This window comes from Klebsiella sp. GG_Kp175, from assembly GCF_040062325.1.
Taxonomy (GTDB): domain Bacteria; phylum Pseudomonadota; class Gammaproteobacteria; order Enterobacterales; family Enterobacteriaceae; genus Klebsiella; species Klebsiella quasipneumoniae.
Window position 1 is genome coordinate 104,826 of record NZ_JBEAFX010000010.1, and the last position, 24,779, is coordinate 129,604.

At 56.7% G+C, this 24,779-nt stretch carries 18 protein-coding genes; 4 read left to right on the forward strand and 14 right to left on the reverse strand.

Annotation, left to right across the window (positions count from 1 at the left end; genetic code table 11):
- Positions 1-51: 51 nt before the first annotated feature.
- From ihfB to ABLU73_RS15665, 6 genes are all read right to left on the reverse strand, one after another.
- A complete protein-coding gene (gene ihfB / locus ABLU73_RS15640) occupies positions 52-339 on the reverse strand; it encodes an integration host factor subunit beta (RefSeq protein WP_002898165.1) in 288 nt (95 codons plus the stop codon).
- 151 nt (positions 340-490) lie between these two features.
- The gene (rpsA, locus tag ABLU73_RS15645) at positions 491-2,164 is read right to left on the reverse strand and encodes a 30S ribosomal protein S1 (RefSeq protein WP_002898162.1); all 1,674 of its coding nucleotides are present in this window, start codon (positions 2,162-2,164) and stop codon (positions 491-493) included.
- 134 nt (positions 2,165-2,298) lie between these two features.
- Positions 2,299-2,982: a (d)CMP kinase gene (gene cmk / locus ABLU73_RS15650; RefSeq protein WP_004201385.1), complete on the reverse strand. Its 684-nt coding sequence runs from the start codon at positions 2,980-2,982 to the stop codon at positions 2,299-2,301.
- A gap of 174 nt (positions 2,983-3,156) precedes the next feature.
- On the reverse strand, positions 3,157-4,440 hold the full coding sequence (aroA, locus tag ABLU73_RS15655; protein WP_023320069.1) for a 3-phosphoshikimate 1-carboxyvinyltransferase: 1,284 nt from the start codon (positions 4,438-4,440) through the stop codon (positions 3,157-3,159).
- Positions 4,441-4,513: 73 nt separating this feature from the next.
- Positions 4,514-5,602 (reverse strand): 3-phosphoserine/phosphohydroxythreonine transaminase, encoded by a 1,089-nt coding sequence (serC, locus tag ABLU73_RS15660; RefSeq protein WP_004201383.1) that lies wholly within the window; start codon positions 5,600-5,602, stop codon positions 4,514-4,516.
- 188 nt (positions 5,603-5,790) lie between these two features.
- On the reverse strand, positions 5,791-6,483 hold the full coding sequence (locus tag ABLU73_RS15665) for a DUF421 domain-containing protein (protein ID WP_004201382.1): 693 nt from the start codon (positions 6,481-6,483) through the stop codon (positions 5,791-5,793).
- 115 nt (positions 6,484-6,598) lie between these two features.
- On the opposite strand from ABLU73_RS15665, the gene ycaO reads away from it, so the two are divergent.
- The 4 genes from ycaO (at position 6,599) to pflA (ending at position 12,868) form a co-directional block, all read left to right on the forward strand.
- Positions 6,599-8,359, forward strand: coding sequence for a 30S ribosomal protein S12 methylthiotransferase accessory factor YcaO (gene ycaO / locus ABLU73_RS15670; RefSeq protein WP_264923450.1), 1,761 nt, complete (start codon positions 6,599-6,601; stop codon positions 8,357-8,359).
- A gap of 385 nt (positions 8,360-8,744) precedes the next feature.
- Positions 8,745-9,602, forward strand: a complete 858-nt coding sequence (gene focA, locus ABLU73_RS15675) for a formate transporter FocA (RefSeq protein ID WP_264923451.1) — start codon at positions 8,745-8,747, stop codon at positions 9,600-9,602.
- Positions 9,603-9,653: 51 nt separating this feature from the next.
- A complete protein-coding gene (gene pflB, locus ABLU73_RS15680; protein ID WP_004201379.1) occupies positions 9,654-11,936 on the forward strand; it encodes a formate C-acetyltransferase in 2,283 nt (760 codons plus the stop codon).
- Positions 11,937-12,127: 191 nt separating this feature from the next.
- Complete coding sequence (gene pflA / locus ABLU73_RS15685; RefSeq protein ID WP_002898145.1) at positions 12,128-12,868, forward strand: pyruvate formate lyase 1-activating protein; 741 nt, start codon at positions 12,128-12,130, stop codon at positions 12,866-12,868.
- A 162-nt stretch (positions 12,869-13,030) separates the two neighbouring features.
- Here the strand turns inward: pflA and ABLU73_RS15690 are convergent, their stop codons facing one another.
- From ABLU73_RS15690 to ftsK, 8 genes are all read right to left on the reverse strand, one after another.
- Positions 13,031-14,179 (reverse strand): MFS transporter, encoded by a 1,149-nt coding sequence (locus ABLU73_RS15690; protein ID WP_008805851.1) that lies wholly within the window; start codon positions 14,177-14,179, stop codon positions 13,031-13,033.
- Positions 14,180-14,453: 274 nt separating this feature from the next.
- Positions 14,454-15,317, reverse strand: a complete 864-nt coding sequence (locus ABLU73_RS15695) for a dimethyl sulfoxide reductase anchor subunit family protein (RefSeq protein WP_064189328.1) — start codon at positions 15,315-15,317, stop codon at positions 14,454-14,456.
- 1 nt (position 15,318) lies between these two features.
- A complete protein-coding gene (locus ABLU73_RS15700; protein ID WP_004201375.1) occupies positions 15,319-15,936 on the reverse strand; it encodes a DMSO/selenate family reductase complex B subunit in 618 nt (205 codons plus the stop codon).
- A gap of 10 nt (positions 15,937-15,946) precedes the next feature.
- Positions 15,947-18,385 (reverse strand): dimethylsulfoxide reductase subunit A, encoded by a 2,439-nt coding sequence (dmsA, locus tag ABLU73_RS15705; protein ID WP_264923452.1) that lies wholly within the window; start codon positions 18,383-18,385, stop codon positions 15,947-15,949.
- A 197-nt stretch (positions 18,386-18,582) separates the two neighbouring features.
- Positions 18,583-19,875, reverse strand: a complete 1,293-nt coding sequence (serS, locus tag ABLU73_RS15710) for a serine--tRNA ligase (RefSeq protein ID WP_004201371.1) — start codon at positions 19,873-19,875, stop codon at positions 18,583-18,585.
- 91 nt (positions 19,876-19,966) lie between these two features.
- Positions 19,967-21,310: a replication-associated recombination protein RarA gene (gene rarA / locus ABLU73_RS15715; protein ID WP_004201370.1), complete on the reverse strand. Its 1,344-nt coding sequence runs from the start codon at positions 21,308-21,310 to the stop codon at positions 19,967-19,969.
- Between the two features lie 8 nt (positions 21,311-21,318).
- Positions 21,319-21,930: an outer membrane lipoprotein chaperone LolA gene (lolA, locus tag ABLU73_RS15720; protein ID WP_004201368.1), complete on the reverse strand. Its 612-nt coding sequence runs from the start codon at positions 21,928-21,930 to the stop codon at positions 21,319-21,321.
- A gap of 122 nt (positions 21,931-22,052) precedes the next feature.
- The coding region (gene ftsK / locus ABLU73_RS15725; RefSeq protein ID WP_348850272.1) for a DNA translocase FtsK at positions 22,053-24,779 on the reverse strand (2,727 nt) is incomplete at its 5' end.

Below are 24,779 nucleotides of genomic sequence, written 5' to 3' on the forward strand. Positions count from 1 at the left end.
AAAAGCACCCGAAGGTGCTTTTATCGTCAGGCCGGTTGCACGTCGTGCAACTCACCCTTCATAAATATTGGCGCGGTCACGTAATTCTTTCCCGGGCTTAAAGTGCGGAACGTACTTACCTTCCAGTTCGACTTTATCACCAGTTTTCGGGTTACGTCCGGTGCGAGGTGCACGATAGTGCAGAGAGAAGCTGCCGAAACCGCGGATTTCAATGCGCTCACCTTGAGCAAGCGTTGAGGCCATATGTTCCAGCATTTCTTTAACAGCATCTTCCACCGCTTTCGCCGGAATGTGAGATTGCTGGCTGGCAAGTCTTTCAATCAATTCTGACTTGGTCATTATTCCTCCGGTTTCCTTCAAGGCAAAAATTAGCTAACAGCTTAAACAAGGGCGGCCGTAGCCGCCCTTTGTGCTTGATTACAGGACGAATCCTGCAATCTGTCAAGTAAACTCGTCACTATTCAGGTTGTTATTACCTGAATGACAAAGATTACTCGCCTTTCGCTGCTTTGAACGCTTCAGCCATGGCGTTGTTGGAGAAGTTCGCGTCTTCCTGCTTGTTCACGGTAGCGATAGCGTCTTTTTCTTCCGCTTCGTCTTTCGCACGTACAGACAGGCTCACTACGCGGTTCTTACGATCCACGCCAGTGAATTTCGCTTCAACTTCGTCGCCAACGCTCAGAACCAGAGTTGCGTCTTCAACGCGGTCACGGGATGCTTCAGAAGCACGCAGGTAACCTTCTACGCCGTCAGCCAGTTCTACGGTTGCGCCTTTAGCGTCAACTGCAGTGACTTTACCAACAACGATAGCGCCTTTCTTGTTCAGAGCAACGTAGTTGTTGAACGGATCTTCCGCCAGCTGTTTAACGCCCAGGGAGATACGCTCACGCTCTGCGTCAACCTGCAGAACAACTGCTGCGATTTCGTCGCCTTTTTTGTATTCACGAACTGCTTCTTCGCCTGCAACGTTCCAGGAGATGTCAGACAGGTGAACCAGGCCATCGATGCCGCCGTCCAGGCCGATGAAGATACCGAAGTCAGTGATAGACTTGATTTTACCTTCAACACGGTCGCCCTTGTTGTGGGTTTCCGCGAACTGCTGCCATGGGTTAGATTTGCACTGCTTCAGACCCAGGGAGATACGACGACGTTCTTCGTCGATATCCAGAACCATCACTTCCACTACGTCGCCAACGTTAACAACTTTGGACGGGTGGATGTTTTTGTTGGTCCAATCCATTTCGGAAACGTGAACCAGGCCTTCAACGCCTTCTTCGATTTCAACGAAGCAGCCGTAGTCGGTCAGGTTAGTCACGCGACCGGTCAGTTTGGTACCTTCCGGATAACGTTTAGCGATAGCTACCCACGGATCTTCGCCCAGCTGTTTCAGGCCCAGGGATACACGGGTACGCTCGCGGTCGAACTTCAGCACTTTAACAGTGATTTCGTCGCCAACGTTTACGATTTCGCTCGGATGCTTAACGCGTTTCCAGGCCATATCGGTGATGTGCAGCAGGCCGTCAACGCCGCCCAGATCAACGAATGCACCGTAGTCAGTGAGGTTCTTAACGATACCTTTGACTTCCATGCCTTCCTGCAGGTTTTCCAGCAGCTGATCGCGCTCTGCGCTGTTTTCGGATTCGATAACGGCACGACGAGAAACAACAACGTTGTTACGCTTCTGGTCCAGCTTGATGACTTTGAACTCAAGCTCTTTGCCTTCCAGGTGCAGCGTGTCGCGCACCGGACGAACGTCTACCAGGGAACCCGGCAGGAACGCACGAATACCGTTCAGCTCAACAGTGAAGCCACCTTTAACTTTGCCGTTGATAACACCGGTAACAGTTTCAGCGTCTTCGTAAGCTTTTTCCAGCGTGATCCAAGCTTCGTGACGTTTAGCTTTCTCACGGGACAGCAGAGTTTCACCGAAGCCGTCTTCTACTGCATCCAGAGCAACGTCAACTTCGTCACCAACCTGGATTTCCAGCTCGCCCTGGGCGTTTTTGAACTGCTCAGCCGGGATGGCGGACTCAGATTTCAGACCGGCGTCAACCAGTACTACGTCTTTGTCGATAGCAACAACAACACCACGAACGATGGAACCCGGGCGGGTTTCGATTTCTTTTAAGGATTCTTCAAACAGTTGAGCAAAAGATTCAGTCATGTTTAATCTTCAGGTTAATATTAACGTCCACCTGGCTCCGTGCCGGATGGGGTTGTTTCACATACCCGCTGACCATCCATTGCCGCGGGGGTACTGCTATAATTCGGAGGCTTCGGCGCGTTACCGGTTAAGGCTTACGCAACGGCCAATTTTTCGCGCGCATATTGTAGCGCTTTTTCAATCACTTGCTCAATGTTTAGTTCGGTTGAATCGAGAACTAATGCATCGGCAGCCGGGACAAGCGGCGCCACGGCGCGATTTCTATCGCGATCGTCACGCTCTTTTATCTCGGACAAAAGACGTTCAAAGTTAACATCAAAGCCCTTTTCCTGCAACTGCCGCATGCGGCGATGCGCTCGCTCATCGGCCGAGGCATCGAGGAAAATTTTCACCGGCGCGTCCGGGAAAACCACCGTGCCCATATCTCGCCCGTCGGCGATAAGCCCCGGCAGTTCACGAAAGGCGCGCTGGCGGCGCAGCAGCGCTTCGCGAACGCGAGGGAAAGCCGCCACCTTGGAGGCGGCGTTCGCGACCTCCTGGGTGCGAATTTCGCCGCTGACATCTTCCCCTTCCAGCACCACTTCCAGGTTGCCGTCAGTAGAAATAAAGCGCACGTCAAGATGGGCAGCCAGGGGCACCAGCGCCTCTTCGGACTCCACGTCAACATGATGATGCAGCGCCGCCAGCGCCAGAACGCGGTAGATCGCGCCTGAATCTAACAGATGCCAGCCCAGCGCTTCCGCCATTGCCTTGCACAACGTACCTTTACCCGCACCGCCAGGCCCATCAATGGTGATTACCGGAATATTCGCCGTCATCTTTTTCTCCTTCAGCAAGGCGCATGGAATATAAACGCCGCGCATTATACGCATCAATACGCCGGAAAGTGAGCATTGCTTGTAAATTACGGACTACAGGAAATGAAAAGCAGAAGTTTTGCGCAATTATAGCGGGCTGACAGGACATCAGCCCGCGGGATGACAAAGTTTTACTCAGGCGAGGGTACTGATCCGCGCCAGTTGCTCAAAATAGTCGGGGAACGTTTTCGCCGTACATTTGGGATCAAGGATAGTCACCGGCGTATCAGACAGCGCCACCAGCGAGAAGCACATCGCCATCCGGTGGTCGTTATAGGTGCCGATTTCAGCAAACTTCAGCGTCGCCGGCGGGGTGATGCGAATATAATCTTCACCCTCTTCCACCTCGGCGCCTACTTTACGCAGTTCTGTCGCCATGGCGAACAGACGGTCCGTCTCCTTGACCCGCCAGTTGTAGATATTGCGCAGCGTGGTAGTGCCTTGCGCGAACAGCGCGGCGGTGGCGATGGTCATCGCGGCGTCCGGAATATGGTTCATATCCATATCGATAGCCTTGAGCTCGCCACGGGTGCAGGCGATGAAATCGTCGCCCCAGGTGACGGTGGCGCCCATTTTTTCCAGTACGTCGGCGAAACGAATGTCGCCCTGTACGCTGCCGCGGCCAATACCGGTGACCTTCACCGTGCCGCCCTTAATGGCGCCAGCGGCGAGGAAATACGAGGCCGATGAAGCATCTCCTTCCACCAGGTAATCCCCCGGTGACTGATACTGTTGCTTGCCGCGCACTACAAAGCGCTGATAAGATTGGTTGTCCACCTCAACCCCGAAGGTTTTCATCAGGTGCAGGGTGATGTCGATATAGGGTTTCGACACCAGATCGCCCTTAATGGCGATTACGGTATCCTGCGGCGCCAGCGGCGCGGCCATCAGCAGCGCTGTCAGGAACTGGCTGGAGACGCTGCCGTCAACGTCGACGTTGCCCCCCTGGAACCCCCCGCGCAGGCGCAGCGGCGGATAATTTTCCTGCTCCAGATAGTCGATCTGAGCGCCGCCCTGACGCAGGGCATCTACCAGATGGCCAATCGGGCGCTCTTTCATTCGCGGCTCGCCGGTCAGCACGATATCGTTGCTGCCAAGGCACAGAGCTGCCGCCAGCGGGCGCATCGCGGTACCGGCGTTGCCGAGGAACAGCTCCAGCGCCGCTGCGGCATGCAGCGGGCCGCCGTTGCCGGTCACTTCACAGCGGGTACGGTCAGCAGACAGGGTGTATTGAACCCCCAGCGCACTCAGGGCATTCAGCATATGGCGCACATCGTCGCTGTCCAGCAGGTTGGTCAGCACCGTCGTGCCGCGGGCCAGGGCGGCCAGCAGCAGCGCGCGGTTGGAGACGCTTTTCGAACCAGGCAGGTTCACGGTGCCCTCTACGCGTGCGATGGGTTGTAACGTCAGGGATTCCATCAAACTTCACTCTCAAACAAACAGAATAAAAACCCCGCAGACAGGCCGCGGGGAGGAAGAAAGAAACGGGCGATTAACCGTGGCGGCGTTCGAAGTCCAGCATAAAGTCGGTTAACGCCTTCACGCCGTCCAGCGGCATCGCGTTGTAGATGGAGGCACGCATGCCGCCCACCACCCGGTGGCCCTTCAGCGCGTGCAGCCCGGCGGCAAACGACTCTTCAAGGAACAGTTTATCCAGCGCGCTGTCCGCCAGCTGGAACGGCACGTTCATGCGGGAGCGGTTGGCTTGCGCCACATCGTTACGATAGAAGCCGCTGTTATCGATCACGCCATACAGCAGTTCGGCTTTCTGCTGGTTGATCTTGTCCATCGCGGCGACGCCGCCCTGCTGTTTCAGCCACTTAAACACCAGACCGGCCAGATACCAGGCGAACGTCGGCGGCGTGTTAAACATCGAGTCATTCTCGCTTAACACGGTGTAGTCGAGGATTGACGGGCAGGCCACGCTGGCTTTACCCAGCAGATCTTCACGCACGATAACCAGCGTCAACCCTGCCGGGCCGATATTCTTCTGCGCGCCAGCGTAGATCACGCCGTAGCGGTTGACGTCAATTTCGCGAGACAAAATAGTGGAGGAGAAATCGGCGGTCACGATGACGTCGTCGCCGAAGTTCGGCGTATCGTCAATCGCGATACCGTCAATGGTTTCGTTCGGGCAGTAGTGCAGATACGCCGCGCCCGGCGTCAGCTGCCACTCGCTCATTGGCTTGACCGCGCGCTTGCCGTCGACGGTGATTTTCGCGTCGATGACGTTAGGCGTGCAGTATTTCTTCGCCTCTTTGACCGCGCTGGCCGCCCAGTAGCCGGCGTCCACATAGTCAGCGACGTTTTTATCGCCGAGGATGTTCAGCGGGATCCCGGCGAACTGGCCGCGGCCGCCGCCATGGCAGAACAACACTTTATAGTTGGAAGGGATGTTCAGCAGAGAACGGAAGTCCTGTTCTGCCTCTTCTGCCACCTGGATGAATTCCTTACCACGGTGACTGATTTCCATGACCGACGTACCCAGACCGTGCCAGTCGCACAGTTCCTGCTGAGCCAGTTTGAGTACTTCCGCCGGCAGCATTGCCGGGCCCGAACTGAAGTTATAGACCTGAGCCATTTCCCCTCACCACGTTGCTATGTTGTTTTGCCCGCGAACCGCCGCGGGCATAAGTTATTCCTGTGGCTATCGGTTTTATCATTCAGTGACACGGTCCGCAATGGCTAAAACTCGCCGACGGCAAAACGCGGCGGCCGTCACACAACAGAATCTATCGGCTTGACGTAATAAAACCGACATATTTGCTGTCAGGTGAGCCGTTTCGCCCGGCTGGCCTTCGACCATTCTGCATTTGCACAGCGGGGACATATTCGCTTTTCTCCCGCCTGCATCGCCATCACGATGCTGCAGCGTACGCAGGCGTAGATCCCTTCCTGAGGAATAGTGGTATAGCGCGTGGTGCAGTGCGTCGGGAGGATCGACAACCCGGCCCTCACCTCGTCATCGGGATAATAAAACACGCTGATCTGGCCGTTGGTTTCAAGGATCGCCAGCCGCACCTGGCCGAGCTGCTCGACGCTGTTGACCCGCAGCTCCATAAAAAATTCGAATTCGGTCATATTTTCCGCATGCAGTTTCTCCCAGGCCAGCTGCCCCTCCTCCACCACCACGATAGGTTTCCCCTCCAGCAGATCCTCCAGCTTTTCGCTATGTCCCATCAGCCACATGATGCCGCGATAAAGCAGCGCCAGCGTGACGAAGACCACCAGCACCGGCAACAGCGGGACATCGTCATAAAACGCCACGTCCCCCGCCGCCGAACCGAGGGTCAAAATAATCAGCACCTCAAACAGCGACATCTGCCGCACGCCGCGCCGTCCGGTAATTTTGAGGAAAATAAAGACCAGAACGAAGGTGTAGAGGCTGCGCAACGCCACCTCGCCGAGAAATTCCACCGGCACTTTATCGAGCGCCATCCGCTGCCAGTCAAAGGCTTTCATTATCATCTCCCTGAGCATTAAAAGATGTCTCTAAGCATAGCCAGATGATGGAGATAGCACCTGTCAGATAAAAGCCGTATCATTGCGCGCTTTCCGTACGACAAAAGTGATCGCCATGACCCAAACGTTTATTCCCGGCAAAGATGCCGCCCTGGAAGATTCCATCGCTCGCTTCCAGCAAAAATTGCTCGACCTCGGATTTGATATCGAAGAGGCCTCGTGGCTGAACCCAGTGCCGCACGTGTGGTCCGTTCACATTCGCGATAAGGAATGCGCGCTGTGCTTTACTAATGGTAAAGGCGCCACCAAAAAGGCAGCCCTCGCCTCCGCGCTGGGCGAATATTTCGAGCGCCTGTCCACCAACTATTTTTTCGCTGACTTCTGGTTAGGCGACACTATCGCTAATGGCCCGTTCGTTCACTACCCGAACGAAAAGTGGTTCCCGCTGACCGAAGACGACGAGGTCCCGGAAGGCCTGCTGGATGCTCGTCTGCGCGCGTTCTACGATCCTGACGATCAGCTGACGGCCAGCATGCTGGTGGATCTGCAATCCGGTAATGATGAGCGCGGAGTGTGCGGCCTGCCCTTTACCCGCCAGTCCGACGGCGAAACGGTCTATATTCCTATGAATATCGTCGGCAATCTGTATGTCTCCAACGGCATGTCCGCCGGCAACACCCGTAATGAAGCTCGCGTGCAGGGCCTGTCCGAAGTCTTTGAGCGCCACATCAAAAACCGCATTATCGCCGAAAGCATCAGCCTGCCGGAGATCCCGGCGGAGGTCATGGCGCGCTATCCGGGCGTCGTGGAGTCGATCGCCAAACTGGAAGCCGAAGGTTTCCCGATCTTTGCCTATGATGGCTCGCTGGGCGGCAAGTATCCGGTTATCTGCGTCGTGCTGTTTAACCCGGCAAACGGCACCTGCTTCGCCTCTTTCGGCGCCCACCCGGACTTCGGCGTGGCGCTGGAGCGTACGGTCACCGAACTGCTGCAGGGCCGTAGCCTGAAAGATCTCGACGTCTTCACGCCGCCGACCTTCGACGATGAAGAGGTCGCCGAGCACGCTAACCTTGAAACCCACTTTATCGACTCCAGCGGACTGATTTCCTGGGATATGTTCAAGCAGGATGCCGACTATCCGTTCGTTGACTGGAGCTTCTCCGGCACCACAGAAAAAGAGTTCGCCACCCTGATGGCCATCTTCAAGGCCGAAGATAAAGAAGTGTATATCGCCGATTACGAGCACCTGGGCGTTTACGCCTGCCGTATCATCGTCCCGGGGATGTCGGATATTTACCCAGCGGAAGATCTGTGGCTGGCGAACAACAGCATGGGCGCTCATCTGCGCGACACCATTCTGTCCCTGCCGGGCAGCGAGTGGGAAAAAGAAGATTACCTGGCGCTGATCGAGCAGATGGACGATGAGGGTCTGGATGATTTCACCCGCGTTCGCGAACTGCTGGGCCTCGCCACCGGCAAAGACAACGGCTGGTATACCCTGCGCGTCGGTGAGCTGAAAGCCATGCTGGCCCTGGCCGGCGGCGATCTGGAGCAGGCGCTGATCTGGACCGAGTGGACCATGGAATTCAACGCTTCGGTCTTCAGCGCCGAACGTGCTAACTACTATCGCTGCCTGCAGACCCTGCTGCTGCTGAGCCAGGAAGAGGAGCGTCAGCCGCTGCAATACCTGAACGCCTTCATCCGTATGTACGGCGCCGAGGCGGTCGAAGCCGCCAGCGCGGCGCTGAGCGGGGAAGCGCCGTTCTATGGCCTCCAGGCTGTCGACAGCGATCTGCAGGCCTTCCCGGCCCATCAGTCGCTACTGAAGGCTTATGAAAAACTGCAGCGGGCGAAGGCAGCGTTCTGGGCAAAATAAGCCCTAAGCGCGCCATCGTGGTTGCCAACAACGGAGCCCAATGTGGCTCCGTTGATTTCACCTGACGAGGTGGCCACTATAGTTTGTAGTTGTAAAGTTAATTAATAGTAAATAACGCGCATATAACATTTACCATTCGTTAATTTTAAATAAAATACTCCATATTAATTAACTCAAGAAATGGCGTGAAAACGAAAAAATTCAACATAATTTATAAATTTTAAAATTTATTTTCCTCATAATATTCAACCACTTAATTCAATAAATCACAAAAACCACACACTAAAAAGGCATATAGTTCCGGTGAGATATGATCTATATCAATTTCCCTTCTATAATGCTTTGTTAGTATCTCACCGCCAACTTATATAAAGAGAGAGTTAGTGTGAAAGCTGACAACCCTTTTGATCTTTTGCTCCCTGCCGCGATGGCGAAAGTCGCCGAAGAAGCAGGTGTCTATAAAGCAACGAAGCATCCGATGAAGACCTTTTATCTGGCGATCACCGCTGGCGTTTTCATCTCCATCGCTTTCGTATTCTATATCACCGCGACCACCGGCACTGCCGCAATGCCTTATGGGATTGCCAAGTTTATCGGTGGGGTCTGTTTTTCCCTGGGTCTGATTCTGTGCGTTATCTGCGGCGCTGACCTCTTTACCTCTACGGTATTGATCGTGGTGGCGAAAGCCAGCGGTCGAATTACCTGGGGGCAACTGGCAAAAAACTGGCTCAACGTCTATTTTGGTAACCTGGTGGGCGCACTGCTGTTTGTGCTGCTGATGTGGTTATCAGGCGAATATATGACTGCCAACGGCGGTTGGGGGCTTAATGTCCTGCAGACCGCTGACCACAAAATGCACCATACTTTTGTGGAGGCCGTGAGCCTGGGTATCCTCGCTAACCTGATGGTTTGTCTCGCCGTATGGATGAGCTATTCCGGTCGTAGCCTGATGGATAAAGCGATGATCATGGTCCTGCCGGTAGCGATGTTCGTTGCCAGCGGCTTTGAGCACAGCATCGCCAACATGTTTATGATCCCGATGGGTATCGTAATCCGCAACTTTGCAAGCCCGGAATTCTGGACCGCAATCGGTTCGACTCCGGAAAGTTTCTCTCACTTGACCGTTATGAACTTCATCACTGATAACCTGATTCCGGTAACTATCGGGAACATTATCGGCGGGGGTCTGCTGGTCGGGTTGACATACTGGGTCATTTACCTGCGTGGCAACGACCATCACTAAGGGTTGTTTCAGGCAGTAAATAAAAAATCCACTTAAGAAGGTAGGTGTTACATGTCCGAGCTTAATGAAAAGTTAGCCACAGCCTGGGAAGGTTTTGCGAAAGGTGACTGGCAGAATGAAGTCAACGTCCGTGACTTTATTCAGAAAAACTACACCCCATATGAAGGCGACGAATCCTTCCTGGCTGGCGCGACTGAAGCGACCACCAAGCTGTGGGACACCGTAATGGAAGGTGTAAAACAGGAAAACCGCACTCACGCGCCTGTTGATTTTGACACTGCCCTGGCTTCCACCATCACCTCTCACGACGCAGGCTATATCGAGAAAGGTCTGGAAAAAATCGTTGGTCTGCAGACCGAAGCGCCGCTGAAACGTGCGATCATCCCGTTTGGTGGTATTAAAATGGTTGAAGGTTCCTGCAAAGCGTACAATCGCGAACTGGACCCGATGCTGAAAAAAATCTTCACCGAGTACCGTAAAACTCACAACCAGGGCGTTTTCGACGTCTATACTCCGGACATCCTGCGCTGCCGTAAATCCGGCGTACTGACCGGTCTGCCGGATGCTTACGGCCGTGGTCGTATCATCGGTGACTACCGTCGCGTTGCGCTGTACGGTATCGACTTCCTGATGAAAGACAAATTCGCCCAGTTCAACTCTCTGCAAGCGAAACTGGAAAGCGGCGAAGATCTGGAAGCGACCATCCGTCTGCGTGAAGAAATTGCTGAACAGCACCGTGCGCTGGGCCAGATCAAAGAGATGGCGGCTAAATATGGCTACGACATCTCCGGTCCGGCAACCACCGCTCAGGAAGCTATCCAGTGGACCTACTTCGGTTACCTGGCTGCCGTGAAATCTCAGAACGGCGCGGCAATGTCCTTCGGTCGTACCTCCAGCTTCCTGGATATCTACATCGAACGTGACCTGCAGGCGGGTAAAATCACCGAGCAAGACGCGCAGGAAATGGTTGACCACCTGGTCATGAAACTGCGTATGGTTCGCTTCCTGCGTACCCCGGAATACGATGAACTGTTCTCCGGCGACCCGATTTGGGCAACGGAATCCATCGGCGGTATGGGCGTTGACGGCCGTACTCTGGTGACCAAAAACAGCTTCCGCTTCCTGAACACCCTGTACACCATGGGGCCGTCTCCGGAGCCGAACATCACTATCCTGTGGTCTGAAAAACTGCCGCTGAGCTTCAAGAAATTCGCGGCTAAAGTGTCCATCGATACCTCTTCTCTGCAGTATGAGAACGATGACCTGATGCGTCCGGACTTCAATAACGACGACTACGCTATCGCATGCTGCGTAAGCCCGATGGTTGTTGGTAAGCAAATGCAGTTCTTCGGTGCTCGCGCCAACCTCGCGAAAACCATGCTGTACGCTATCAACGGCGGCGTGGATGAAAAACTGAAAATGCAGGTGGGTCCGAAATCTGAACCGATCAAAGGCGACGTCCTGAACTTCGACGAAGTCATGGAGCGCATGGATCACTTCATGGACTGGCTGGCTAAACAGTACGTCACTGCGCTGAACATCATCCACTACATGCACGACAAGTACAGCTACGAAGCCTCTCTGATGGCGCTGCACGACCGTGACGTTATCCGCACCATGGCGTGTGGTATCGCGGGTCTGTCCGTTGCTGCTGACTCCCTGTCTGCTATCAAATATGCGAAAGTTAAACCGATTCGTGACGAAGACGGTCTGGCTGTTGACTTCGAAATCGAAGGCGAATATCCGCAGTTTGGTAACAACGATGCTCGCGTCGATGACATGGCCGTTGACCTGGTTGAACGTTTCATGAAGAAAATTCAGAAACTGCACACCTACCGCAACGCGATCCCGACTCAGTCTGTTCTGACCATCACCTCTAACGTGGTATATGGTAAGAAAACCGGTAACACCCCAGACGGTCGTCGCGCTGGCGCGCCGTTCGGACCAGGTGCTAACCCGATGCACGGTCGTGACCAGAAAGGCGCTGTTGCCTCTCTGACCTCCGTAGCGAAACTGCCGTTTGCTTACGCGAAAGATGGTATCTCTTACACCTTCTCTATCGTACCGAACGCACTGGGTAAAGATGACGAAGTTCGTAAGACCAACCTGGCGGGTCTGATGGATGGTTACTTCCACCACGAAGCGTCCATCGAAGGTGGTCAGCACCTGAACGTGAACGTGATGAACCGCGAAATGCTGCTCGACGCGATGGAAAACCCGGAAAAATATCCGCAGCTGACCATCCGCGTATCTGGCTACGCTGTACGTTTTAACTCCCTGACTAAAGAACAGCAGCAGGACGTTATTACCCGTACCTTCACTCAGACCATGTAATTCCCTGTCTGACTGAAAAAGCGTACAATAAAGGCCCCACATCAGTGGGGCCTTTTTAACAAGCAATCCCCGCCCTAGCCTGCTTTGCCAGTTATCTATACTTTGGGTATCTGTCAAAACAGACTCGACACAGCCGCTGAGCTGTGCACCAACACGGCCCCGGATGGGCCACATCTGGAGAAAACACCGCAATGTCAGTTATTGGTCGCATTCACTCCTTTGAATCCTGTGGCACCGTTGATGGCCCGGGCATCCGCTTTATTACCTTTTTCCAGGGCTGCCTGATGCGTTGCCTGTACTGCCATAACCGTGATACATGGGATACCCACGGCGGCAAAGAAATCACCGTTGAAGAGCTCATGAAAGAGGTGGTGACCTACCGTCACTTTATGAATGCTTCCGGCGGTGGCGTCACCGCATCGGGCGGTGAGGCGATCCTGCAGGCGGAGTTTGTTCGCGACTGGTTCCGCGCCTGTAAGAAAGAAGGTATTCATACCTGTCTCGATACCAACGGCTTTGTCCGTCGCTACGATCCGGTTATCGACGAACTGCTGGAGGTAACAGACCTGGTGATGCTGGATCTCAAGCAGATGAATGATGAGATTCACCAGAACCTGGTCGGCGTCTCTAACCATCGTACGCTGGAATTCGCCCAGTATCTGGCGAAGAAGAATATCAATGTCTGGATCCGCTACGTGGTGGTTCCGGGCTGGTCAGACGATGATGACTCCGCGCACCGCCTGGGTGAATTTACCCGCGATATGGGCAATGTCGAAAAAATCGAGCTGCTGCCATACCATGAGCTGGGCAAACACAAATGGGTAGCGATGGGCGAAGAATACAAGCTGGACGGCGTCCATCCGCCGAAGAAAGAGACCATGGAGCGGGTAAAAGGCATCCTTGAGCAGTATGGTCATAAAGTGATGTACTAATCCCACCCGGGCCGGTGAAGCACCTATGCCGGCCTGCAACGGCGTGGGAAGCCGTGTCCGTCCAGCCGCTGCATTCTCATGCAAAGCGGCAGGTTGGCTGTGCAGCAGCAAGCTTAGGTAATTGAAGCGGATGACGCGCAGCATACGCTGCGCGTTACAGGATCAGGCATGCGCCACCGGCGTTGGATGATGCCCGGCTTTGCGCAGCAGGGTCAGCAGATAGATAAACGACACGCTGGCGATCATGATAAACAGCAGGTTATCCGAGAAGTTCTGCATCAGCATCGCCGTCAGCGTCGGGCCCAGCAGGCTGCCGATGGTATAGCTCATCAGCAGCGCCTGGTTCATCGCCACCAGCTGATGGTGCTCCACTTTCTCACAGGCCCAGGCCATCGCCACCGGATACAGCGTGAAACCGGATGCCCCAAGCACAAACAGCGCCGGCGCCATCGCCGCCTGGCTGAGCATCGCCATACATCCCAGAATCACCACAAAAACCTGCACCCGCAGCACCAGCAGGCGACCGTAGCGGTCTGCCAGCCGCCCTACCGGCCACTGGCCGAGGATCCCGGCGCTAACCATCACCGCCATCCAGAAGCCAATGCCGGCGTCGCTGACGCCCTGATGGTTCAGCCACAGCGGCATCAGACCATACAGCGAGCCGAGGACAATCCCTGAGATAATGCAGCCATTGACCCCATGGCGCGCCTGGCGCAGCTTAAGCATCGGCCAGATCCGTACCGTTTCATGCGGCTCTTCGGCCTGCCCCATAATGCGGGTAAACAGCAGCGGCAGGATCGCCGCCAGCGCCAGGCCCGTCACCCACGGCAGGACGCTCATTAAATCAGTGGGTAGTTTACTGACCATCAGTTGGCCGAGTACGGTACCAACGTAATAAACCATCATGTACGCCGCCAGCAGACGACCGCGGCTGCGAGAAGTGCCGCTGCAGACCAGCGCACTTTCCACTACCACCCAAATCATCGCGCAGCCTACGCCGGCGATAAACCGCCAGCTCAGCCACGTCCAGAAGCCCACGGTGATCCCCAGCCCTACGCAGCCGACGGCGAAGATTAACGACGCGAGATAATAGCTGCGGTTAAACCCCAGGCGCTTGATCACCCAGCCGGCAAGCAACGTACCGGCCAGGTTGCCGGTAAAATAAGATGACCCCACCATGCCGACCTGCCAGGTTGGCATATTTTCATGGGCGAGCCACAGCGGGACGAGCGTATTCAGCACCGCTATCGCCAGGGTCAGTAAAAGCAGGCCACAGAGCAGCATTTGCACTGGCCGGGTGTAGATGGTCATGGGTAAAAACCGTGAGGAATGTTCAGATCGCGAGCGCATCATGCCACCGCTAAAAACATTGTCAATCCACCTGAAATCAGGCCTGACGCGGTTTTGCAGGGCACGATAGAAGTTTTTTATCCACAGAAGGGGGAAAGGTGAGGCAACAAATAATACGCTATTGTTTTTCTTAATTTATTAATAAATCCCGGCGTTAATTTCAGTCGAAAAATTTCATCTATCAACAGCACGTTTTCATCATGCCGGCACGCCTGCGCCGGCATGATGACGCTGATTAACTGGCGATAGCCATCCCGACGGTCATATGCAGACCATAGAATACGCCGCGGCCAATCATCTCTCCCGCCAGCACCAGAACAAACGCCAGGCCGAGCAGCGAGAGCGCCGGCTTGCGGCCGCGAATCTGCGGCACGCACCAGCAGGCCAGGGCCAGCGCTAGCAGCACCACGCGCCAGGCCATAAGCAGCCCATAATCCGGCACCAGGGCGGAGGCCTGCTGAATTGAGCTGCGGATGGTGGCAAGTTCACTCCCCTGCATCAGGACCACCATAATACTGACCAGCAGCGCCAGCAAAGTGACCACCGGCAGCAGGCGCATCGCCCAACCGTCGACGCCTGCGACGCGCAGCAGCAGGTAGCCCAGCAGCGGGCCGCCGATAAACAGCGTCAGGAAGAAGCTCAGCGGCGTCCAGACGGTATACCAGGTCGGCACCGTGTCGATGGTGTTATAGACCCGCACCATCATCCAGACGAAGATCACCCCCAGCGCCATGGTCACTACCAGCCACAGGCTACGCAGTCCGGCAGGCAGCTTTTTGCACACGGCCAGCAGCCAGCCAATCCCGCCAATGGCGAAGAAGATCGCCCCGCTGGCTATCTCATTACTCAGCGACGAGGCCCCCACGCGATTGAGCGAGTTAAAGGCCCGCAGCGGCGAACCGAGGTGCATTGTCGAGGCGATAAACCCGATCCCCATCAATACCCACAGGCCGAACATGCTGCCCACCACGCGCTGCTCCTGCTCACGGGGAAGCTTACCCGTCATCAGCGTCAGCGCCAGGACGATGAAGCCGCCCGCGACGCACTGGCCGAAGACCGTAAAGATCATCAGCGGCCATTCATGCCATCCGTTTCCCATCTCACACCTCCTTCGGGTTCGCCAGGTAACCGGTGGTATCGCCACACGGCCGGGCATTGGCGTTAGGTTTGATCACGATGCTCGGCCGGGTAAAGTGCGCCGAAGGCAGCGGCGCCACCGCCGCCAGCTGGCCGTGCTTAGCGCGCAGTTCGGCAATCGGCCCGAAATCCAGCGCCCGCAGCGGGCAGGACTCGACGCAGATCGGCTTTTTCCCTTCGGCGACGCGCTCGTGGCAGCCGTCGCACTTAGTCATATGGCCTTTATCGGCGTTATACTGCGGCGCGCCGTACGGACAGGCCATATGGCAGTAACGGCAGCCAATGCAGACCTCTTCGTTGACCACCACAAAACCGTCTTCGCGCTTGTGCATCGCACCGCTCGGGCAGACCTTGGTGCAGGCCGGATCTTCGCAATGGTTACAGGCGATGGAGAGGTAATAGGCGAACACGTTCTGATTCCAGACGCCGTTATCCTCCTGCCAGTCGCCGCCGGCATATTCATAGATGCGGCGGAAGCTGACCTCCGGGGTCAGATTTTTGTAGTCCTTACAGGCCAGTTCGCAGGTCTTGCAACCGGTGCAACGGGCGGAATCAATAAAAAATCCATACTGAGTTGTCATCGGTTACTCCTTACAGCTTCTCAACCTGGACGAGGTTGGTATGCGACGGGTTTCCCTTCGCCAGTGGCGAGGGGCGCTGGGTGGTCAGCACGTTGATGCTGCCCGCCTGATCCACACGCGAGGCGTCCGGGTTATACCATGCCCCTTCCCCCAGCGCGACCACGCCGGGCATCATGCGTGGGGTCACCTTCGCTTCGATATGCACTTCCCCACGGTCGTTGAAGATGCGAATGCGATCGCCGTTGGCAATGCCGCGCTGGCGGGCATCGATCGGGTTAATCCACATCTCCTGCCGACAGGCGGCTTTCAGTACATCAACGTTGCCGTAGGTTGAGTGAACGCGTGATTTATAGTGAAAACCGGTCAGTTGTAGCGGGTATTTTGCCGTCAGCGGATCGTTGTAGTTTTCGAAGCCCGGGGTGTATATCGGCAGCGGATCGATAACATCCCCTTCCGGCAGCTCCCAGGTGGCGGCGATTTTCGCCAGATCCTGCGAGTAAATTTCGATCTTGCCCGAAGGCGTGGTCAGCGGATTAGCCTGCGGATCCTCACGGAAGGCTTTGTAGGCCACATGATGACCTTGCGGATCGCGCTGCTTATAGATGCCCTGCTGACGGAAGGTGTCGAAATCCGGCAGGTCGGGAATCGCTTTGCGCGACTGCTCATACAGATAGCGCATCCAGCCTTCCTGGGTACGGCCTTCGGTAAATTTCTCCTCGACGCCAAGGCGCTTCGCCAGCTCGCTGGTCATCTCATAGATGGTTTTACATTCGAAACGCGGCTTAATGGCCTGGTCGGCAAAGATGACGTAGGACATGTTGCCGCAGGAGGCATCCAGCGCGAAATCCATCTGCTCAGAGGCGGTGCAGTCCGGCAGCAGAATATCGGCGTATTTCGCTGACGAGGTCATATGACAGTCGATGACCACAATCATCTCGCACTTCTTATCGTCCTGCAGGATTTCGTGGGTGCGGTTGATCTCAGAGTGCTGGTTGATCAGGCAGTTGCCCGCATAATTCCAGATCATTTTGATCGGCACATCGAGCTTATCTTTGCCACGCACCCCATCGCGCAGGGCGGTCATTTCAGGGCCGCGCTCAATCGCATCGGTCCACATAAACATCGAGATGCTGGTCTGAACCGGATTCTCCAGCGTCGGCATACGTTCAAACGGCAGGCTGTAGGAGCCCTCGCGCGCACCGCTATTGCCGCCGTTGATCCCGACGTTACCGGTCAGAATGGCGAGCATCGCGATAGCCCGGGTGGCGATTTCGCCGTTGGCATGACGCTGCGGCCCCCAGCCCTGGCTGATATAGGCCGGTTTAGCGGTGGCAATTTCCCGCGCCAGTTTAACAATGCGTTCGCGCGGAATACCGGTAATGGTCGAGGCCCACTCCGGCGTTTTGGCGATACCGTCAGTGCCCTCGCCAAGAATGTAAGCTTTGTAATGACCATTGGCTGGCGCACCGGCGGGCAGCGTTTTCTCGTCGTATCCCACGCAGTATTTATCGAGGAACGGCTGATCGACCAGATTCTCGGTGATCATCACCCACGCCAGACCCGATACCAGCGCCGCATCGGTGCCGGGGCGAATCGGGATCCATTCATCTTCGCGTCCGGCGCCGGTGTCGGTATAGCGCGGATCGATAATGATCATCCTGGCATTGGATTTCTGGCGCGCCTGCTCAAGATAGTAGGTCACCCCGCCGCCGCTCATCCGCGTTTCCCCGGGGTTGTTGCCGAACAGCACTACCAGCTGGCTGTTTTCAATATCCGACGGGCTGTTGCCATCTGCCCAACCGCCGTAGGTGTAATTCAACCCGGCAGCAATCTGCGCGGATGAATAGTCGCCGTAATGATTGAGATACCCGCCGCAGCAGTTCATCAGACGGGCAATCAGGGTTTTCCCCGGCGGCCAGGAGCGGGTCAGCGTGCCACCCAGCGTGCCGGTGCCGTAGTTCAGATAGATGGACTCATTGCCGTAATCTTTAATCAGCCGCTGCGTCGTGCTGGCGATGATATCGAATGCCTCTTCCCAGCTGATTTTCTCGAATTTACCCTCACCGCGTTTACCTACGCGCTTCATGGGATATTTCAGCCGATCGGGGTTATAAACCCGGCGGCGCATAGAACGTCCGCGCAGGCAGGCGCGCACCTGATGCAGGCCGTCATAGTTATCGTCAGCAGTATTATCGGTTTCAACGTATTTAATCGCGCCATCCACCACGTGCATGCGCAGCGGGCAGCGGCTACCGCAGTTGACGGTGCAGGCGCTCCAGACCACCTTCTCACTGGCCGGGGCTGGCGTGTCGGCGGCATGGGCCATACGGGTAAAGGGTAATGTTAGTGCGTTGCTGGCCAGCGCCAGGCCGCCTATTGCCGTGGTTTTCATCAGACCACGGCGGCTTACCTCAGCAGCCAGTAAAGCATCGGGGGCTTTAATTTTCATGGATACTCGCTTTGGTTGCTCACAATAAACTGATAAGCGCTATATAGTCATATATATAATGCTTTGAAATATTATTGGTTTTTTATGCTGATTTAATCCAAAGGGAGTATCACTGCATTCGCGGAAGGGATTATTGCCCGGTATCAATAAGGGTGTAAAAAAGCGCCCGCAGGCGCTTTTAAGGGAGAAGGTAAAAATTAACCGATATATTCGAGGCCGCGCATATACGGGCGCAGGATTTCCGGGATCTCGATACGGCCATCGGCCTGCTGATAGTTTTCCATCAGCGCCACCAGCGTACGACCAACCGCCAGGCCAGAACCATTCAGGGTATGAACGAGACGGGTCTTCTTGTCGGACTTGCTGCGGCAGCGAGCCTGCATACGACGCGCCTGGAAATCCCAGACGTTAGAGCAGGAAGAGATCTCACGGTAGGTGTTCTGCGCCGGGACCCACACTTCGAGGTCATAGGTTTTGCAGGCGCTGAAGCCCATATCGCCGGTGCACAGCGCGACCTTACGGTACGGCAGGCCCAGCAGCTGCAGCACTTTCTCGGCGTGGCCGGTCATCTCTTCCAGCGCCGCCATGGAGTCTTCCGGACGGACAATCTGCACCATCTCAACTTTATCGAACTGGTGCATACGGATCAGACCGCGGGTGTCGCGACCATAAGAACCCGCTTCGGAACGGAAGCACGGCGTATGGGCGGTCATTTTGATCGGCAGATCGTCTTCATCGATAATTTCATCACGCACCAGGTTGGTCAGCGGCACTTCCGCCGTCGGGATCAGCGCGTAGTTGCTGCTGTCAGCCTCTTCTTCCAGCGGACGAGTATGGAACAGGTCGCCGGCGAATTTCGGCAGCTGGCCGGTGCCATACAGGGTGTCCTGGTTTACCAGGTACGGGACATAGTTTTCGCTATAGCCATGCTGTTCAGTGTGCAGATCCAGCATGAACTGCGCCAAAGCGCGGTGCAGACGGGCCAGCTGGCCTTTCATCACCACGAAGCGCGAACCGGTGAGCTTAACGGCGGCGGCAAAATCCAGCCCGCCGTGCATTTCACCCAGCGTCACGTGATCGCGCACGTCAAAATCGAACTGGCGCGGCGTGCCCCAGCGGCTGACTTCAACGTTGTCGTTTTCGTCACGGCCAACCGGCACGTCATCGTGAGGAATATTCGGGATCGCCAGCGCGATATCGCGGATTTCCGCCAGCAGCGCTTCAAGCTCGGATTTTGCGGCATCCAGCTGTTCGCCGAGTTTGTTCACTTCCAGGCGTAATGGCTCGATGTCTTCCCCGCGCGCTTTCGCCTGGCCAATGGATTTCGATCGGGAGTTGCGCTCCGCCTGCAGGTTTTCCGTTTGCACCTGCAGAACTTTACGACGCTCTTCAAGCGCGCGAAGTTTATCTACATCCAGCTTAAAGCCCCGGCGTGCCAGTTTTTCTGCGACTGCGTCTGGCTCGGTACGCAGCAGATTGGGATCGAGCATGCTTATCCTGTGCTTATCGAATTAAAAAAAGAAAAGTGGCCGCAGGCTACGGCCACGGAAATAGTGTAATAACCTTACCGCAACGCCTCAATTAGCGGTAGCGTTTTATCGGGCTATTTTGATCCTGTTCAGCAAGCCAGGCGAGCTTTTCGCCAATTTTGCCCTCAAGCCCCCGGTTTGTCGGGTGATAATAGCGCGTTTGCGCCATTTCCTGCGGGAAGTACTGCTCGCCGGCGGCGTAGGCGTTAGGTTCGTCATGAGCGTAGCGATACTCCTGTCCGTAGCCCATCTCTTTCATCAGCTTCGTCGGCGCATTGCGCAGATGCACCGGAACGTCATAGTCCGGACGGTCTCGCGCATCGGCCAGCGCCGCTTTAAAGGCGGTGTAGACCGCATTGCTCTTCGGCGCGCAGGCCAGATAGACAATAGCCTGGGCTATCGCCCGTTCGCCTTCCGCCGGCCCGACGCGGGTGAAGCAGTCCCACGCCGATATGGCCACCTGCATCGCCCGCGGGTCGGCGTTGCCGACGTCTTCCGAGGCAATCGCCAGACAACGGCGGGCAACATACAGCGGATCGCCCCCGGCGGTGATGATCCGCGCGTACCAGTAAAGCGCCGCGTCCGGCGCGCTACCGCGCACCGACTTATGCAGGGCGGAAATCAAATCGTAGAAACGGTCGCCTTTATTATCAAAGCGCGCGCTGCGCTCGCCGGCGATCTCGGTCAGCAGTTCAGCCTTCAGCACCCGCTTGCCCGCATCATCGCTCTCGGCCATATCGGCCATCATTTCCAGGGTATTCAGCGCCCGCCGCGCGTCGCCGTTTACCAGTTCGGCGATGGCCCTGCGGGTCTCATCCGGCAAAACGATATCCTGGCCGCCGTAGCCGCGGGTTTTATCGTTCATCGCCTGGTCAAGCACCCGCTCGATATCGTCGGTAGTGAGCGATTTCAGTAAATAGACGCGGGCGCGGGAGAGCAGCGCTGAGTTAAGCTCAAAGGAAGGGTTTTCGGTGGTCGCGCCAATAAAAGTGATAGTGCCATCTTCAATATGCGGCAGAAAGGCATCCTGCTGGCTTTTATTGAAGCGATGCACTTCGTCAACAAACAGAATCGTTCGTCGGCCGGCGTTGCGATTCTGCCGCGCGCGCTCAATGGCCTCGCGGATCTCTTTCACCCCGGAGGTCACCGCCGAGATCCTTTCGACATCGGCGCTGGCATAACGGGCGATAACTTCCGCCAGGGTAGTCTTGCCGGTACCCGGCGGCCCCCAGAGGATCATCGAATGCAGGTGCCCGGCTTCGATCGCCCGCGGCAGGGGTTTGCCCGGCGCCAGCAGGTGCTGCTGGCCAATATACTGCGCTAAATTTTCTGGCCGCATGCGAGCGGCCAGAGGTTGAAACGCGTTGTCGGAAAAATCGAGCGACAGATTGCTCACTTTCGCCTCTACTTACGTTGATCGTCCACCGTCACCCCTTTCGGCGGCGTAAAGGTGAACTTAGATGCGTCGACGGCGCCGTTCTGCTGCGATTTCAGCTGATAGCTGCTGCGCTGATCGTCCTGCTCGACGGCGCTGAACTGATGGATGGTGCCGTCCCGACCGACGTTGATCGTGAACTGCTTCAGGTTGCCGCTGCCGCTTTTCGGCGTCAGCACAAAATCATCGCCGTTTTGTTTGATATTGTACTGCTGCCAGTCGCTGGACTGGTTGCGGGCAATCAGCATAAACGGCGTGTTGCTGGTGGCGTCTTTCAGCCAGGTCGCCGTGGCCTGCTCGACGAACGGGTTATAGAACCACAGGGTTTTACCATCCGAAACGAGGACGCTCTCATCCGGCTGGGTCATATGCCAGTTAAACAGATTCGGGCGTTTTACCCACAGGTCGCCCTGTCCGTCCTGCACGGCGTTGCCGCTGCCGTCGGTGACTTTTTGCGTGAAGCTGGCATGGAAGCTGCTCACTTTATCAAGACGGCTTTTTAAGTCACTGGCCGCATCTGCCCAGACCTGGCTGACGACCATACCAGACAGTAATGCACAGGTGATTGCGAGTTTTTTCATTGTTCTTCCTTAATGTGCGTCACTCCCGACGCGGGAGCCTCTTCTGCCCCTAATGTAGGACCGCCGACGGCGGCGGGACAGAAGAATTGGCTGATTTTGCGCTTATTTACCCAACTTTGCACTCATTCAAAGGGCGGCGGCGCCAGTACTTCGCGGTTACCGTTATGGCCCTGCTCGCTGACAATGCCCTGCGCTTCCATCTGTTCGATGATACGCGCGGCACGGTTATAGCCAATGCGGAACTGGCGCTGCACCCCGGAAATCGACGCTTTACGCTTCTCGGTCACAAAGCTGACCGCCTGATCGAACAGTGGATCCAGCTCTTCACCGCCGTCGAAACCGCCGCCGCCGCCTTCGCTTTCGCTGTCGGAGGTAATGCCGTCAACATACTGCGGACGACCGCGGGCTTTCCAGTCCTGAACCACAGCGTGGACTTCCTGGTCGCGAACAAACGCCCCATGGACGCGCACCGGCGTGGTGGAGTTCGGCCCGGAGTAGAGCATATCCCCCATCCCCAGCAGCGATTCCGCACCGCCCTGATCGAGAATGGTACGCGAGTCAATTTTACTCGACACGGTAAAGGCGATACGCGTCGGAATGTTGGCCTTAATCAGACCGGTAATGACATCCACCGACGGACGCTGCGTCGCCAGCACCAGGTGGATCCCCGCCGCACGCGCTTTCTGCGCCAGGCGAGCGATCAGCTCTTCCACCTTCTTACCGACGGTCATCATCAGGTCGGCGAATTCGTCCACCAGCACCACTATGTACGGTAGCTTTTCCAGTACCGGGTGCACGGCGTCCATACTGTCGCCTGGCTTCCAGTATGGATCCGGGATCGGACGGCCCATGCGTGCCGCTTCAGCAATCTTCTCGTTATAGCCCGCCAGATTACGTACGCCCAGCGCCGACATTAGCTTGTAGCGACGCTCCATCTCGTTGACGCTCCAGCGCAGCGCATTGGCGGCGTCTTTCATGTCGGTGACCACTTCCGTCAGCAGATGCGGAATACCTTCGTAGACCGACAGCTCGAGCATTTTCGGGTCGATCATAATGAAACGCACATCTTCCGGCTGCGCTTTGTAGAGCATGCTGAGGATCATGGCGTTGACGCCGACTGACTTACCGGAACCGGTGGTACCGGCCACCAGCAGGTGCGGCATTTTCGCCAGATCGGCCACCACCGGATCGCCGGCGATGTCTTTACCCAGCACCACGGTCAGCGGCGACGGGTTATCACGGAACTTGCTGTTGTCGAGCACTTCACGCAGGTAGACGGTCTGGCGCTTTTTATTCGGCAGCTCAAGCCCGACATACGGTTTACCCGGGATCACTTCCACCACGCGCACGGCGACCGTGGACAGCGAACGCGCCAGATCCCGTGACAGGTTAGAGATTCGCGCCGCTTTGACGCCAGGCGCCAGATTCAGTTCGAAGCGGGTGATCACCGGCCCCGGCGAGTAGTTCACCACATCCGCTTTAATGCGGAAATCGGCGAGTCGCGCTTCCACCAGTCGTGCCATCTGCTCAAGAGCAAAGGTATCGACCGGCTCGACTTCACTGGGCGGCGGCGTGAGCAGATCCAGCGACGGCAGCGGCGTTGTCGGCTTTTGCAGCGGTCGACTATCGCCATTGCGCATCAGCAGCGGGTGGATCAGGCTCTCCTGCGGCGCAGGCGCGGCAGGCTGGTGCCCCTGTGGGGCAACCGGCTGTTGCTGCTGCACGGGCTGCGGCGCAGTCTGGTAAGGCTGCTGCGGCACTGGCTGAGGGTGTACCGGCTGGTGCTGCGCAGGTTGATAACCCTGCTGCGGAGCGGCGGCTGGTTGTTGATAGTGCTGGGCTGGCTGCTGCGGCTGTACTTCCGGTGTCGGCGTAAACAGCGGCTCGCTCGGACCCTCATTGACCAGCGTTTTCATCGGCGAGAATTCATAATCCGCCGGCGAGAACGGATTAGCGCCCGGCGGCTGCTCGGAGGCGTAGCGCTGCTGCTGGGTGGCGGCAAACTGGCGCGCCAGCTCCGCTTCCGCCGCGGCATCGGCGTCATCGTCATCAGTCGCGTTATCGTCTTCCCAGCGATGGCCATAGCGCTGCTGTTGAGTGGCGGCGAACTGGCGAGCCAGCTCATCCTGCTCCATAGCATCCGCTTCCTCATCCGAGAGCAGCTCATCATCATAATGGGGGTCGCGCTCGGCCTGCCGCGCGCGCTGTTCAGCTTCCCGCTGCGACGGTAGCTTGATGCCGTAGGAGGCCAGTTCCCGACGCGTCGGGACGCGAACGCGATTTGGCCGCGGTAGTTTTGGACCAATGCCCTCTTTCACCTGGACCCGCGGTCCGCTGGAGGCCGGGCTGAACAATGGCGCTGTCGCTGCGGCCGCGGCGGTCGCCGTCTTCGCAGCGGCTGCGCCGCCGCTGGCAGCCGTTGCCTGATGCACTCCTGCCGCCACCGCAGAAACTACGGTTGACTCCACGGGCGGTTTGGACGGCGAGGCGGGCGGCGTCAGCGGTTTGGTGGCGATCGGACTTTCCGGCTCCGGAATAGGCTGATACCAGGAAGCCAGCAGCTCGCGTTCGCGCGCCCGCTTCTCTTCCACTTCCTCGAAATAATAGAGCGGCGGACGTTTCACTTCTTCCTGCACGACCTCAGGCTCTGGCTGCGCGGCAGGTACCGGCGCGGGCTCAGGCTGATACGCCTGCGGCGCAGGCTGACCGGCATGCGGATCGTAAGCCGGCTGCTGATAGGGTGCAGGCTCGGGTTGATAGCCCTGCGGCGCAGGCTGAGCAACATGTGGATCGTAAACCGGCTGCTGATACGGCGCCGGCTCTGGCTGATACCCCTGCGGCGCAGGCTG